Raw genomic sequence first — 14540 nt, 5'->3', positions numbered from 1 at the left:
AAATTGGGACGTATTCTCCGCTTATAAAGCCAGTTTAGGCTTTGTTTGGGCTTAAAATTTGTTTAAGTCCCGCTAATGTAAACGCGATCGGCGTTGAGAGTTTCGGCCCCGGAGATGCCAAAACTTAGAAAAATTGTATTGCGATCGATAACGTAGGTGATGGGCAGGCTTTCGGAGATTGGATCGAGGGTGCGATCGCGCTTAAGCGTCTGGCTATCCTGCAACCGCTTTGAAGGGAGCGATCGCCTCAACGGATCTCTGATGGTGTACAATCCCGTATCACCAGCACGCCTCAAGAGGACTTTGATTGTCTAATTTTTGCACGTCCAAACAAAAACGAAGTCGCCCCGCGAATATTACACAGCAACTGGCAAAGTAATCACAAATTCCGTACCTTGTCCTATTTGAGAATTCACCTCTATTTTGCCTTGATGCTTGGCAAGGATTTGATAGGAAATAGCCAATCCTAATCCAGTACCTTTGCCGATCGACTTTGTAGTAAAAAATGGGTCAAAAATCTGTTGGACACAGGCTGCTGCAATTCCCGGCCCGTTATCCCGAATCTTGACGGTGACAGTATTGTCGGCTGTAATTTCCGTGCTCACCCAAATCGTTGGCGAATAGCCTTTGTCTTCCTTTTTCACCTCCTCCAGCGCATCTATTGCATTGCTAATAATATTCATAAATACTTGATTCAGTTGCGCGGGATAGCACTCAACCGCAGGCAAATTGCCGTATTGTTTAATAACTTGAATACCTTGTTTGATCCGATGATTGAGAATTACGAGGGTGCTATCAATTCCTTCGTGAATGTCGGCTGATTTCATTTTTCCGTCGTCCGATCGCGAAAAATTCCGCATGGATACGACAATTTCGCGAATGCGATCGGCTCCCATTTTCATCGAAGAGAGGGTTTTTGGCAAATCTTCTCTGAGAAATTCGAGTTCAATGTCTTCGATGCGCTCTAGAATGGCATCTGGTGGGTTGGGATAGTATTCTTGATAGAGAGTTACCAAACCTGCCAAATCTTCGATGTATTGGTTGGCATAGTCAATGTTGCCCCCGATGAAGTTGACAGGATTGTTAATTTCGTGGGCTATCCCTGCCACCATTTGACCGAGAGACGACATTTTTTCGGTTTGAATTAATTGGGATTGAGTTTCTTTGAGTTCTTTTGTATACTCACTAACTCGCTGAATCAATTGATTGAAAGAGACAGCTAAAACTCCTATTTCGTCGTCGGTTGTGACTGGTACTTGCAGGTTAAAATTCGATTCGCGAGCAACTTGCTGAGCGACATTAGTGACTGTTTCGAGGGGTTGGGCGATCGCGCGGCTGGTTTTGTCCGCTAGCGCCGCGGCGATGAGTGCTGAAATTAGCATACTTCCGAGAATAATTCGGTTTCGCAAATTTTCAGATTCTTCTAATGCTTGGGTTCCTTCCTGTTTGTGAATTTCTACTTGAGAAATTAGCTCAGTTAAACGTTGAGCGAGGTTATCTAGTACGATCGCCTCTTGGCCGCTGCTAGTCCTCAACATTTGTAGCTGTGCGGACTCGATGCTGTTGGGGGGCAAATTCCAAACTTCCGCTTCTTTTAACTGCAATTTAATTAGCTGACCGTAGTAATCAATGACGAGGGCAGATTTCTTCAATATAGCGTGCAATGCTGCCTCTTCTGTTGCTAGTCTCTTGGGATGTTCTCGTGCGAAAGATTCAAGTTCTGAAATCAGGATTTTGGCCTGATTGATTTGCCCGACAAAGCGATCGTGTTCGTATTGCAGCCACACGGCGTTTCCCAAAACGACTGGCAATCTCGCCGCGTGCGATCGGGCTTCAAATACGGTATTTTGCAAATTTTGCAGCAGTTGCTGCTGCTGCCCAGCAACATTTACCTGAACTAAAGCTTGCTGGTGAAAGTAGTCTCCCAATCTCAGTCCCGCACCAGTTCCCAAAATCGCTATGCCGATAGCTAAAGCATAGCCATAGCTGATTTTTTGACCGATCCGCAAATAGTTGAATCGTCCTTTTAGCCAACTTATATTAATGTTTGAATGGTGTAACAAGGTTTTTTTAGCAGAGTGTTCTTGCTCTACTTTGCTATCTTGGGGCTGAGTGTGGGTAAATAATAACATTGAAAGCTCCTCCCAAAACAATCAGGAGTAATTGAGCGAATAAATGCAGAAGGCACTTATGCTGAAAGCAGAAAGCTGTTTTGAGTGTTTAATTTTTAAATTTTAAATTTTTAACTCAAAAATCACAACTCAAGACTCAAGGCTTCCCCTAGTATCTCTCTTTTTCGACTAGAGTGTTTGTGATCTATATCAACAATCTATGTGATTATACGCAAATTTACAAAAGTTATGATAAGAGCGATTAGTATTTGTAGTCAGTTGGAACACAAGCCCCAACTACCGGCTCTCCCCGTTTTTCTTTTTCTGCCAGTTCTAGGTTTAATTCCAGCACTTTTGCTAAAATATCGTCGCTGTCAGTAAATCCATAAGCTGCATTACATTCGCGATCGAGCGCTTCATGAAGTTTATAAAGTTGACTTGTGGGTTCTTCAAAAAACTTATTGTAAACTTGAGTAATTCCCCACTGCTTTGCGGACATTTGTTGAGTGCGGTATTGATGCAATTCGACCGCCGTTGCCCGAATTTGCTCTACTGATTTACGAGTCGGTGTCTGGGGAAATGGGAAAGTTTCAAAGCAGGTATTGTGGGTGTATGCGATATCTCCTTTGAGAGTTGATTTTTGAGCGTGCATCCAAATTCGGTGAATGTTAGATGAGAGAATGCCGAGAATATAAAAGTCTTCTGAGGCAACAACTACTGATTTGTCTCCCGGCAGCCAACTAACGGGGGCGGGAATGAAGACAGCCCACTTTGAGACTCTCGGTACAGTGAAGTAGTCAGATAAGGGGGCGATCGCCTTTCTCATTCCTTGATTAGTACGCTTAAATCTCCACCACTTTTCTCGCAGAATAGCTTCGCGGTTTTGCTCGCGTTCAGGTTTAACATGAATCCTAATATGCTCTAGTGGTAGTTCGTAATTGCTAGCTTCTTCAATACTCATATCATTAAAATCAATAATCCAGCGTTCCGGCGTACAATTAGGATTTTTTGCGAGATTTGCCCCCATTGAAAAAAGTTTAAGAACCTCTTGATTTTTCGCATCAGCTTTAATCCAATCATTAACCTGCTGTTGAGTAACAATAAACCCCATTCCCACTGGAATTACACCTTGAAAGCATTTGTTTGAGTTCGCTGACAACCGGGCAGCTTGAGAAACATCAATCGTAGCTTGTAGCGAAGAGTTAATACTTGAAACCGCGAGATTATCTAAATAGTAAACTTTCGGCTTTTCCTTGCTCCAGTTAATCAAACTAACATGAACCTTAGCTTCCCCAGACCAAGGCTGAGTAGAAACGGCTGCATAAATGTAACCGCCATTTTGCGCGACATAATCTAAAGCAGCAGCACGACTTTTACCTTGACTAATTGAATTAGTAGCAACTAAACCAGCCCTGCCATTTAGTTCTAAATTATTGTGAGCAATGCGAAACCAATAAGCACAAAAATCAACCGAATCTTTCACATCAGGAAAGCGTTTAAACACGCGGTCAATATATTCATCTCCCAGGGCAATTCTCATGTGCTTTCCGCCTAAAAACGGAGGATTCCCGATAATCGCGTCAGCCTTTACCCAATCAGTAAATAAAGCATCAGCACAGACAATATTTTTATCCAAAGTATCCAAAGGCAGAGAAGGTTCTTTCAATCCCAAATTGTCGATCGCCACCTTGCGGCCAATCATCAACGTCACTCGCGCCAACTCCACCGCAAACGAGTTAATATCCATGCCGTAAAATTGCAGCGGCGTGACTAAATTCATATAACCTCTTGTACCGTCGAACTCGTTTAGCTTATCTAAAAGTAACTTTTCAACTTGCTTGAGTTCCTGATAAGCTACATACAGAAAATTACCCGAACCACAAGCCGGATCTAGGACGCGATAGCGACCTAATTCTTGGTGCAGATTTTGCAGTTTGGCTACGGTATTTGCAGCGTTAATTCGCTCTTCCCAGTAATAGCTAATTGTGGGCAAAACAATGCGACGAATGTCTCCCTCAGTAGTAAAGTGAATCCCGTAAGCGCGGCGCTGTTTTTTATCTGTTTTCAAAGCGGATTCAAAGATATTGCCAAAAATAGAAGGGCGTACCTGACTCCAATTTTGTTCGGCACAAACTTCTAATATTTTCAACTCTCCCTGTTGCAGTTCAATGGGGTGTATTTCCGAAAATAATCCGCCGTTGAAATACTCGACTCCTTCATAACGTCCTGCGGGCGTGACTCCCTGCTGATTCATTGCTTGAAATAAGCCGCCCAAGACATCGTAAGAACTTGCTCCTTCTAGGCAATCTTTGACGCAGCGAGTAAAGAATGCCGGCGGCAAAAGTCCTCTATCTTCGGCAAACATTGCTAAGACGCACTGCAACACAAATCGCTGGGCCTGAAACTGATTAAATTTAGCAAATTTGCGCTCTTGGCCGCGATCGATTAACATTTCCAGCAGCATCCCCATTCTGCTAGCAGCTTTTTCGGTAATCTCGACTTGGTTGTTTTTGAATATGGGGCGGCGGCTGGTAGATTCCATGAAGGCAAAAGCGGGCGATCGCGCGGGCAATTGCTTTAGGGATATAATGTCTACAGGCTGATCCGGCTGAAGGTCGAAATCGTAAATGTGAAACTCGTCAAAATTGCACATCATCACGTAGCGCGGGCGATCGTCTTTTTTGAGGCGAATATAATAGCGTTCTGTTTGGGTGCGGTGTTCTCTTTTAGTCAAATCTTCACCGCGCTTTTTCATTTCAATCAAAACGTGCTTTTTCCACACCAAATCAGCAAATCCGAGTTGACCTTTTTTGCTGCTTTTTTCTATGCGTTCCTCATAGGTTGCGCCGGCTTCTAATGCCCCCTCGTGGCCGAAAGCCCGAAAGAAGCGGTCTAAAAATACCTGTGCTTGTCCTTTTTCATCGCCTGTAATGTGTTGTTGGCAGTAGGTGACGAATTTTTGGAGGCTTTCAGGGGTGGCTGGCATGGGAGGATAATTTAAAACGCATATTAATTAGTATAATCTGGTTAGAAGTTACGCAGCGATCGCTTAAAATTTCGATACTCCCTAGCCTTTTTTAAAGAGAGTAGAATTGATTCATACTTCCTTGGCCCGCCATGCCCGCCATGCCCGCCATGCCCGCCAGGGACTGAAGTCCCTGTCTAATAGCAAAAGTCGGTTGAAACCGACTGAAATACAGGACTTACGCACAGCAAGCAAATACTAACTTTACAGTCCTCATAGCGAGGACTTTCGCTTTGAGGCAGGGAATTCATTCCCTGCCGGACTATCGGACTGTCGGAATATCAAACTACATCAGTGACCGATCATCCAAGGCCGTCCCCCTCGGTGTTCGCGATTCCGCTGCGGTTTAGGTTCCTCAGAACGCTTAACTACCTCCGGTTCCCGATTTTCTTGACCTTTCAACCGCAGCTTTCCAGTTAGAATCATCGGCGGCGAAAAGATGCGTTTAGCAACAGTTTCGCAACTCGGACAAAGCACCGGTGTATCTGCTTCTGCAAGAGGGCGCCACTTATCAAAAGTGCCGCAAGTTTCACACTTAAAATCGTAGAGAGGCATATCAATTTTTGATTGCTGATACTAACAGGACTTAGGCAAAGAAACCGGGTTTCTCTGCAAAATCGTTGGTTGATAACTAGAGATTTACGAAGAAACCCGGTTTCTGACCTCGACGTGCGTCCAGGACTGTAATTAAGACGGCAGAATATCCATCTGGAAAATTTCTGTCGGTAAAGCAATCGTGCAGCAAGCATTAGGAATATCCACAATGCCGCTGATGCGACCCTCAACCGGAGCACAGCTTAACAGTAAATACGCTTGTTCTCCGGTAAAACCAAACTTTTTCAAATATTCGATCGCATTCAAACAAGCTCGGCGATAAGCAACGTGGGCATCCATATAATACTGCTGACCCGTAAATTCATCAACAGAAATCCCTTCAAAAACGAGGTACTCAGAATAGCGGGGTTCCACCGGCCCGGGTTTGAAAATCGGGTTGACCATCGCGTATTTATCCATGCCACCTTTGATAATATCAACGTGGAGGTCGATGTAACCCGACATTTCAATTGCCCCGCAGAATGAAATTTCCCCGTCTCCTTGAGAAAAGTGAATATCTCCCATCGAAAGTTTCGCGCCTTCGACATAAACCGGGAAATAAATCCTCGAACCCCGCGACAGGTTTTTAATATCGCAATTGCCGCCGTGTTCGCGGGGAGGAACAGTGCGCGCCGCTTCTGCCGCCACTCGCTCGAATTCTGCCCCTTGCAGCGACCCCAAAACAGCATTTTTGGGGTTCGGCAGTGCTGCTAAAGGCGGCACTCTATCGGGATTTGTGGCTACTAATTCCGCTTCCCGTTTGTTCCATTTATTCAACAATTCCTGAGAAGGAGCGCAGCCGATTAAACCCGGATGAGTAATCCCAGCAAACCTGACTTTTGGTATGTGTCGGGAAGCGGTATAAATTCCCTGAAAATCCCAAATTGCTTTAGCAGCAGTCGGAAAATGTTCGGTCAAGAAACCGCCGCCGTTTTCTTTAGCAAAAATTCCCGTAAAACCCCATTCGTCCCCTTGCAAAGCCCCGATATCGAGGATATCGACTACTAAAATATCCCCGGGCTGCGCGCCGTTAACGTAAATTGGCCCGCTCAAAACGTGAACTACTGTTAAGTCTACATCGCGAATGTCGTCGGGATTGTCGTCATTTTTAATTTGTCCGTCTGTCCAGTCTTTGCACTCGATGCGAAATACATCGCCGGGATTGACGGAAACTACTGCTGGAATATCTGGATGCCAGCGATTGTGACCGACTAATTCCTGTTCGGACATCGGTTTGGTCAAATCAACTTTGAAGAGAACTTGAGGCATATTCTGCACTCCTCTAGTTACTGATTTTTACATGGTACGCGCATCTTCGCCGATCTGATGGTTGATAAATGTAAATTCTTATACTAATAAGTGGAGAAACCAAAAATATTTCCGATAACGATTATCATTATTTAACTAATTGGAGGGAAGCGCCGCAGTCGTGGTATGTTTTTGATAGTGAATGTTTTTAAATTAAAAAATTAGTGACTGAAAATTTGACCAAACAACATATAGATCAAGTTGAAACTGGATGGCACGGCCACCTCAATTTAGTCTACGCTAACCGCAGCGGTGCAACTCAAATCATTCACAATCAAATGCAAGCACCCCTCAAGGTGCAGCGCCCGTTTTATCCTGAAGGGAAAGAGATTTGCCACAGCGTCATCTTGCACACGGCTGGGGGAGTTGTCGGGGGCGATCGACTTTCGGGCCATTTTCACCTCCAAGCCAACGCCAAAGCCTTGATTACCACGGCCGCCGCTGGTAAAATCTATCGCAGCAGCGGACTAGAATCACAACAAAATATTGACATTAAACTAGAATCTGGTGCTAATTTAGAATGGCTGCCCCAAGAAACTATAGTTTTTGATGGCGCCATATATCGGCAAAATTTGCGGGTAGAATTAGCACCAACAGCGAAGATTTTACTGTGGGAAATTACCAGATTTGGACGCAGTGCTAGGGGCGAAAAGTTCTTGTCGGGAGAATGGATCTCGCACACCGAAGTCTGGCAACAAAACAGTCCTTTATGGATTGATAGACAATTGCTAAAAGGTGGAGAAAAAATGCTCGAAAGTCCTCACGGCCTCGCAGGAAAACCCGTAGTCGCCACCCTCGCTTGGGTAGGCGAACCCGTAACCACAGAAGTCGTCGAAAAAGTGCGAGATTTGCCATCTGAGGCAACAATTTATCCTGGTAATTCCACCGTCGGCGTGACTCGTATTCCTAACGGTTTGCTGTGCCGATATCGCGGTACATCCACAACTGCAGCGAGAGACTGGTTTGTCAGCATTTGGCACTTGCTGCGCTTGTCTTTTTCAGAACGCCCTTGCTGTTTGCCCAGAGTTTGGATAAAATAGGATGATATTTGAGTTTCAATCTATAGTTGCCCTCCTAACTAGATTATTCATCTCTCTCTTCTGGAGACTCTGCGCCCTCTGCGCCCTCTGCGGTTTAATCATTCTTAATCATTCAGCAACAACCGTAAACGATATCATAACCAAATAATGCGATCGCACTTACAAGAATAAAAATGCAACTCACCCCCCAAGAAAAAGACAAACTGCTGATTTTCACCGCCGCCCTGGTAGCAGAGCGCCGCAAACAAAGAGGTTTAAAATTAAACTATCCAGAAGCACTAGCCTACATTTCCGCCGCCATTTTAGAAGGAGCCAGAGATGGCCTCACCGTCGCCGATTTAATGAGTTACGGAACAACTCTCCTGACGCGGGAAGATGTGATGGAAGGGATAGCAGAAATGGTGCATGAAGTCCAGGTTGAGGCGACTTTTCCCGATGGAACTAAGTTGGTAACAGTCCACGATCCGATACGTTAAAAAATCAACCACATAGACTCAGAGGAGGAAAAGATGATTCCCGGAGAAATGATTGTTTCAGCAGGCGAAATAGAATTAAATGCAGGGCGTAAAATACTACGGTTGCTGGTAGGAAATAAAGGCGATCGACCCATTCAAATCGGTTCCCACTATCACTTTTATGAAGCCAACGAAGCCTTAGAATTTAATCGAGAACAAACAAAAGGAATGCGGTTGGATATCCCCGCAGGTACAGCAGTCAGGTTTGAACCGGGAGATGAAAGGGAAGTGCAATTAGTGCCGTTTGTTGGTAGTCGTCAAGTCTACGGCTTCAATGGAAAAGTGAATGGTGAGTTAGATGGATGAGATTTTTAGAGGGACGAGACTTTTTGGCCGAACTTAAAAAGAATAATTAGTAGGAGGATAATTCGATATGCCCGATCAAATTAGATTGTGGGAAATATCAAAGGATAAATTGAATGAAATTACCGAATCTAAGTTAGACTTAGAATTTCGTTTGGAAACCTGGCTAGATAATGATATTTCCCTCCTAGCAGATGATCTCTTAGTAATTGGTCGGCAAGTGATTACTGATTATGGTGGAAAACTTGACCTTTTATGTATAGATAGGTACGGAGATTTAGTCATTGTTGAGTTAAAGAAGGACAAAACATCAAGAGAAGTAACAGCACAAGCCTTGGATTACGCCTCATGGGTTAAGGATTTGTCAAAGGAGAGAGTTACAGAAATTGCCAATGCTTATTTACTGACTAAAAATGGCAGTAACTTAGAAGATGCTTTCTGTGATAAATTTAGCTCAGAATTCCCTGATATTTTGAATTATCAGCACAACATTATAATTGTAGCTGCACAGATAGATATTATTTCTGAAAGGATTATTAAATACTTGTCAGAAACTTATGGTGTGAGAATCAATGTCGCAACATTCCAGTATTTCCGTGACTCAAGCGGTAGAGAGTTACTAGCAAGAAAAATGTTTATCGAGCCTGAAATAAAACCTGTAAATATATCAAAAAAAAATCCCACTTTGACCCTGGAACAATTACTTGAAATAGCAGATAGCAATGAATTTGGAAAAGTCTATAGACTACTTTATGACGAAGTTGTACCAGATATATTTTGGATAAATACAACAACAAAAGGTCTGGCATTGAGAGAAAGAAGTCAAAATGGCAAACTTATCTTAAATCTTTTGTTAACTGAAAGCACGCCTAGGAATGGTCTAAAAGTTAAGGTATACATAGATAGAATTTCAAACTATTTAAACATTGATGCAGAAGAGTTTGCTAATTTGTTGCCTAACTATCAAGAAATAGAACAAAATGATTCCTTTGGTTTAATTGCTGAAGGATTCTTTAAAACAGAAGAACAGGTGAACCAGTTTGTGGGAAAATTAAATCAAGTAAGGAGCTAATTAATATGAGTTACAGAATGGATCGCCGCGCCTACGCGGAAACCTTCGGGCCGACAACGGGCGATCGCGTCCGGTTAGCCGATACAGAATTATTCATAGAAGTTGAAAAAGACTTCACAACCTACGGGGATGAAGTTAAATTTGGCGGTGGCAAAGTTATTCGCGACGGCATGGGACAGTCGCCTATTTCTAATGCGGACGGCGCTGTTGACACGGTAATTACTAATGCTTTAATATTAGATTGGTGGGGAATTGTTAAAGCAGATGTTGGGATTCAAGACGGGAAAATTTACAAAATTGGTAAAGCCGGAAATCCTTACATTCAAGATAGGGTAGATATTATTATCGGGCCTGGTACTGAAGTAATTGCCGGTGAAGGAATGATTCTGACTGCTGGGGGAATTGACACTCACATTCACTTTATTTGTCCGCAGCAAATTGAAGTGGCGATCGCCTCTGGAATCACGACAATGATCGGCGGCGGCACTGGCCCCGCAACGGGTACAAACGCCACAACCTGCACTCCTGGGCCTTGGCATATGTACCGAATGCTGCAAGCAGCCGACGCTTTCCCGGTAAATCTAGGGTTTTTAGGTAAAGGAAATAGCAGTCAACCCCAAGGATTAGTCGAACAAATCTTTGCCGGTGCAATGGGTTTGAAACTCCACGAAGATTGGGGAACTACACCAGCAACGATCGACACTTGTTTGAGTGTCGCTGACGAGTACGATGTGCAAGTTGCAATTCACACCGACACTCTCAATGAAGCGGGATTTGTGGAAGCTACAATTGCCGCATTTAAAAATCGCGCTATTCACACTTACCACACGGAAGGTGCTGGCGGCGGACACGCACCGGATATTATTAAAGTGTGCGGACAAGCTAATGTTTTGCCCTCGTCAACTAACCCGACTCGCCCTTACACTGTCAATACTTTAGAAGAACATTTAGATATGTTGATGGTTTGCCACCATTTGGATCGAGGCATTCCTGAAGATGTGGCTTTTGCTGAGTCGAGAATTAGAAGGGAAACTATTGCTGCTGAGGATATTTTGCACGATTTAGGTGCGTTTAGTATGATTTCTTCTGACTCGCAGGCGATGGGAAGAGTGGGAGAGGTGATTATTCGGACTTGGCAAACGGCACATAAAATGAAAGTGCAGCGGGGGAATTTACCCCCCCTAACCCCCCCTTATCAAGGGGGGGAAACAAGAGGGATAACCCCCCCTTACCAAGGGGGGGAAACAGAGGGGATTAATGACAATTTTCGGGTGAAGCGGTACATTGCGAAATATACAATTAATCCGGCGATTACTCACGGAATTAGTCAGTATGTCGGTTCGGTGGAAGAGGGGAAATTGGCGGATTTGTGTTTGTGGCGGCCGGCTTTTTTTGGGGTGAAACCGGAACTGGTAATTAAAGGAGGGGCGATCGCCTATGGGCAGATGGGAGATGCTAACGCCAGCATTCCGACGCCGCAACCGGTGCATATGCGGCCGATGTTTGGCAGTTTTGGCGGTGCGATTGGGGCGACTTGTCTGACGTTTGTTTCCCAAGCTGCGCGCGATCGAGACATTGCCGCACAGCTTGGTTTGCAAAAGCCCACTGTAGCAGTTTCCGGCACACGACAAATTAGTAAAAGAGATATGAAACTCAACGATTATTTGCCACAAATGGAAGTCGATCCAGAAACTTATGAAGTCAGGGCGGATGGGGAATTGTTAACTTGCGAACCGGCAACAGTTTTGCCAATGGCGCAGCGGTACTTTTTGTTTTAACTGATATTTTGCACCATTTTCAGCAACAGGCAAGATTCCTGTTCCACAAAATATAAATTTTCTTGTGGAACAGGCACCATTGTCAGCAACAGGCTTTCCGGCCTGTTCCACAACATATAAATTTTCTTGTGGAACAGGCACCATTGTCAGCAACAGGCTTTCCGGCCTGTTCCACAACATATAAATTTTCTTGTGGAACAGGCCGGAAAGCCTGTTCCTAAAAAGCTAATTGACACTGTGCAATATCTCAGTTTTAACCGATTATACAATCATGTAGGGGCGGGTTTTACCAACAATATTTGCCAAAAACCGACTATCTCAAAAACCCGCCCCCACCCAACGGCAAATTTTCATCTTACTTCATTCGGGATGTAATTTATTGTTAGAAAAATTGAGCGATCGCACTATCAAACCCTGACACAAAAACCAAAAATAAAGTGCAATATTAATCCCGCTCAACAGCTTCGGTATTCCCTCCAGCAAGCTCGAAACAATCTCGTTTTTCAAAGGCAGCGCTTCTGCAAAAAAGGCAACAAATAACAAACCAACGCCACTCAGCAGTAAAGGATAGGGAGTCGAGCGAATTTGTCTCCGAAAAGCTAATCCGTATGCAATTGCCAGCACCGCGTAAAATATGACAATTGTCGCTTTCGGGAAACCCGCACGTCCCAGATGAACGTGGGTGCGAAAAACTTCATTGAACAGAAAGCAACCTGCAAACAGTGCCGAATATAAAATAAATCGATTTTCTGGGCGATCGGGTTGAATAATTCTCAGCAATCCAAAGGTAAAAGCGCACACCATTACCGATAAATAAAATAACATTTGAAACGCCAAGAAAAAGAAACCTGCACCCGGATACGTGGCAGAACAAGGCGGCAAAAACAACCCTTTTACCGAAGAACCAAATAAAGTCAGACACGCCGTCACTAGCCCTACTAACACTAAAGTTAGACCGTTGAAAAACAATACAGTTCTGTAATTTGCCATAATTAATAACTAAGAAATAACAACTAACAATAGTATATTGCCCGTCAAACTATTTTTTTGCCTTAGTGCGGATTCAGCAAGGTGCATGACAACACCAACTGCACGCTAAACAGCGCAGATGTTTTGTGAATTTATACGGATTGCTGTGCGTGCATCTGTGGCTAATAATCTTCTGAGGCAGCTATAGCAATGCTAAATGACTCGTAAATTTTTTACCCCACCCCAACCCTCCCCTTAGCAAGGGGAGGGAGTAAGAAATTCACAGTCGCTAAGGCAGGTAAGATGCCCCCACCACGGGAAGTTTTATTTTTATTTATTATTACCTAAAACTCAGGAGAGTCTTAATCGCTCGGTAAACTCAATTTTAATACCTGTCCAACTGATACCTCGTGCTTGTGCGTCGCTACTACCACCGCACCTTCTAATCGCGGATCGTAACATCCAACCCAAGCTGCAGGATGACATTCGTGCACTAAATACCCGTACAGCCAAATTGCTCCTCTACCTTCAATGACAATTCCTTGGCTTAATTGAACGTGTTGAGGAAGTTTCAAACCTTGTAAATCATCGGGTGTGATGATACCGTCTTGAGTTGTAATTCGCAAGCGCAAATGTTGGTAAGCTAAACCGTCTTGAGTTTGATTGGGGATTATTTTTAATTCAATAGGATTCATTGGATGCACAAATGTTGAATGCTGCGATAAAATCATATCATGTCCGGTAGTATGGGCGGGGGCGGGTTTATTATATTGTAGATTATGGGCAATTATTGTTGGTGAACCCGCCCCTACAAAATTTAACATCATACAAGTCCGAATCAAACAGACATGATTTCATCTACCTTTTTAGGGTAAATTGGGAATCCGATCGCCCACTTTCAATCCCAATTGGGCCGCCCTTCCGCCTCTGAGTTCAATCACTCCGTCAACGGGAACATCCGGGCCGTAGTTGGGGCAGGTTTCGCTCAAACACGGCGGTACGTTAGGAATTATCGCCTGCACGACGCCTTCCCGCAGAAAAACCATATCGAGTTCAATAAACACGTTTTTCATCCAGAAACGCACGTTTCGCGGGGGTTCGATCGGGAAAAGCATTCCCCTGTCGTCTGGCAATTCTGTGCGAAACATTAAACCTGTCGCTTGTTCTTGGGGAGTTTGCGCCACTTCTAGTCCGATCCTCTGCGAGGGCTGCGCTAACGCGCGATCGGCTATAATCGTGTTAACAGAAATTGGCAAAAGCTGACCCCTATCTAGTCCGCCAAACAGCGACATAAAGTTGGATTCTGTCAGATTAGAATTTCCCAAAACAACTCCTAAATAATCACCAGAGTTTTTATCTTTCATAATAGTTTGGTTGTTGGAAACAGAAAGCTCTAAATCGCTAAACTTCATGCCTTCTGTCAAGACAATTTTATCATTGCCGTTGCCAAAATCGGTAATTATATCGGCTTCACTAATAGTAGATGCGGCGGCGGTTTTTTCCATCACAAATAAATCCTCCCCCGCGCCTCCTGTCAAGAGATCCCTGCCTTCGCCTCCTATTAGCAAATCCTGACCCCGATCGCCAAAAATCCCATCTTCACCTTGTCCTCCATAGATTGTATCGCTTCCTTGCCCGCCAGACAGCGTATCAGCGCCTTCATTTCCTGCTAGCAAGTCATTTTCCCGATCGCCAAAAATTCGGTCGTTTCCCCCCAAACCTTGAATAGTATCATTACCCGCAAATCCTCTAATCGTATCGTTGCTGAGAGTTCCCGCGAGAAAATCGAAGCCAAAAGTACCGTCGATGTTAACCATTTTGCGTT

The 14540-nt window shown here is 44.2% G+C and carries 13 protein-coding genes; 5 read left to right on the top strand and 8 right to left on the bottom strand.

What is annotated here, in order from left to right; all coding sequences use genetic code 11:
* Window positions 1–62 precede the first annotated feature (62 nt).
* From QUB39_RS24335 to fmdA, 5 genes are all read right to left on the bottom strand, one after another.
* Window positions 63–296 carry a 7-cyano-7-deazaguanine synthase gene (locus QUB39_RS24335; RefSeq protein ID WP_333211439.1) on the bottom strand — a complete coding sequence of 78 codons (234 nt, stop codon included), beginning with the start codon at window positions 294–296 and terminating at the stop codon, window positions 63–65.
* 60 nt (window positions 297–356) lie between these two features.
* Complete coding sequence (locus QUB39_RS24330; RefSeq protein WP_333211437.1) at window positions 357–2132, bottom strand: ATP-binding protein; 1776 nt, start codon at window positions 2130–2132, stop codon at window positions 357–359.
* 241 nt (window positions 2133–2373) lie between these two features.
* Window positions 2374–5097 carry a DNA methyltransferase gene (locus QUB39_RS24325; RefSeq protein WP_333211435.1) on the bottom strand — a complete coding sequence of 908 codons (2724 nt, stop codon included), beginning with the start codon at window positions 5095–5097 and terminating at the stop codon, window positions 2374–2376.
* 330 nt (window positions 5098–5427) lie between these two features.
* Window positions 5428–5691: a zinc ribbon domain-containing protein gene (locus tag QUB39_RS24320; protein WP_333211433.1), complete on the bottom strand. Its 264-nt coding sequence runs from the start codon at window positions 5689–5691 to the stop codon at window positions 5428–5430.
* A gap of 132 nt (window positions 5692–5823) precedes the next feature.
* Window positions 5824–6999, bottom strand: coding sequence for a formamidase (fmdA, locus tag QUB39_RS24315; RefSeq protein ID WP_333211431.1), 1176 nt, complete (start codon window positions 6997–6999; stop codon window positions 5824–5826).
* A gap of 203 nt (window positions 7000–7202) precedes the next feature.
* Here fmdA and QUB39_RS24310 point away from each other — a divergent pair, with 203 nt between their 5' ends.
* The 5 genes from QUB39_RS24310 to ureC all read left to right on the top strand — a co-directional run bounded on the left by QUB39_RS24310 (window position 7203) and on the right by ureC (window position 11746).
* Window positions 7203–8078 carry an urease accessory protein UreD gene (locus QUB39_RS24310; RefSeq protein WP_333211429.1) on the top strand — a complete coding sequence of 292 codons (876 nt, stop codon included), beginning with the start codon at window positions 7203–7205 and terminating at the stop codon, window positions 8076–8078.
* Window positions 8079–8251: 173 nt separating this feature from the next.
* Window positions 8252–8554, top strand: coding sequence for an urease subunit gamma (gene ureA / locus QUB39_RS24305; RefSeq protein WP_006635319.1), 303 nt, complete (start codon window positions 8252–8254; stop codon window positions 8552–8554).
* Window positions 8555–8587: 33 nt separating this feature from the next.
* On the top strand, window positions 8588–8899 hold the full coding sequence (locus QUB39_RS24300) for an urease subunit beta (RefSeq protein ID WP_333056340.1): 312 nt from the start codon (window positions 8588–8590) through the stop codon (window positions 8897–8899).
* Window positions 8900–8966: 67 nt separating this feature from the next.
* Entirely contained in the window at window positions 8967–9968 is a 1002-nt protein-coding gene (locus tag QUB39_RS24295) for a DUF91 domain-containing protein (protein WP_333056339.1), read from the top strand.
* A 5-nt stretch (window positions 9969–9973) separates the two neighbouring features.
* Complete coding sequence (gene ureC / locus QUB39_RS24290; RefSeq protein WP_333211426.1) at window positions 9974–11746, top strand: urease subunit alpha; 1773 nt, start codon at window positions 9974–9976, stop codon at window positions 11744–11746.
* Between the two features lie 360 nt (window positions 11747–12106).
* Here ureC and QUB39_RS24285 read toward each other — a convergent pair whose 3' ends face one another.
* The 3 genes from QUB39_RS24285 to QUB39_RS24275 all read right to left on the bottom strand — a co-directional run bounded on the left by QUB39_RS24285 (window position 12107) and on the right by QUB39_RS24275 (window position 14532).
* Entirely contained in the window at window positions 12107–12736 is a 630-nt protein-coding gene (locus tag QUB39_RS24285; RefSeq protein ID WP_333211424.1) for a hypothetical protein, read from the bottom strand.
* Window positions 12737–13077: 341 nt separating this feature from the next.
* A complete protein-coding gene (crn3, locus tag QUB39_RS24280) occupies window positions 13078–13410 on the bottom strand; it encodes a CRISPR-associated ring nuclease Crn3/Csx3 (protein WP_333056335.1) in 333 nt (110 codons plus the stop codon).
* 171 nt (window positions 13411–13581) lie between these two features.
* A complete protein-coding gene (locus QUB39_RS24275; RefSeq protein ID WP_333211422.1) occupies window positions 13582–14532 on the bottom strand; it encodes a DUF192 domain-containing protein in 951 nt (316 codons plus the stop codon).
* Between the last annotated feature and the right edge of the window lie 8 nt (window positions 14533–14540).

This window comes from Microcoleus sp. AT8-B5 (genome assembly GCF_036705565.1).
Classification (GTDB): domain Bacteria; phylum Cyanobacteriota; class Cyanobacteriia; order Cyanobacteriales; family Microcoleaceae; genus Microcoleus.
This window is presented reverse-complemented; position numbering and strand designations above follow the sequence as displayed.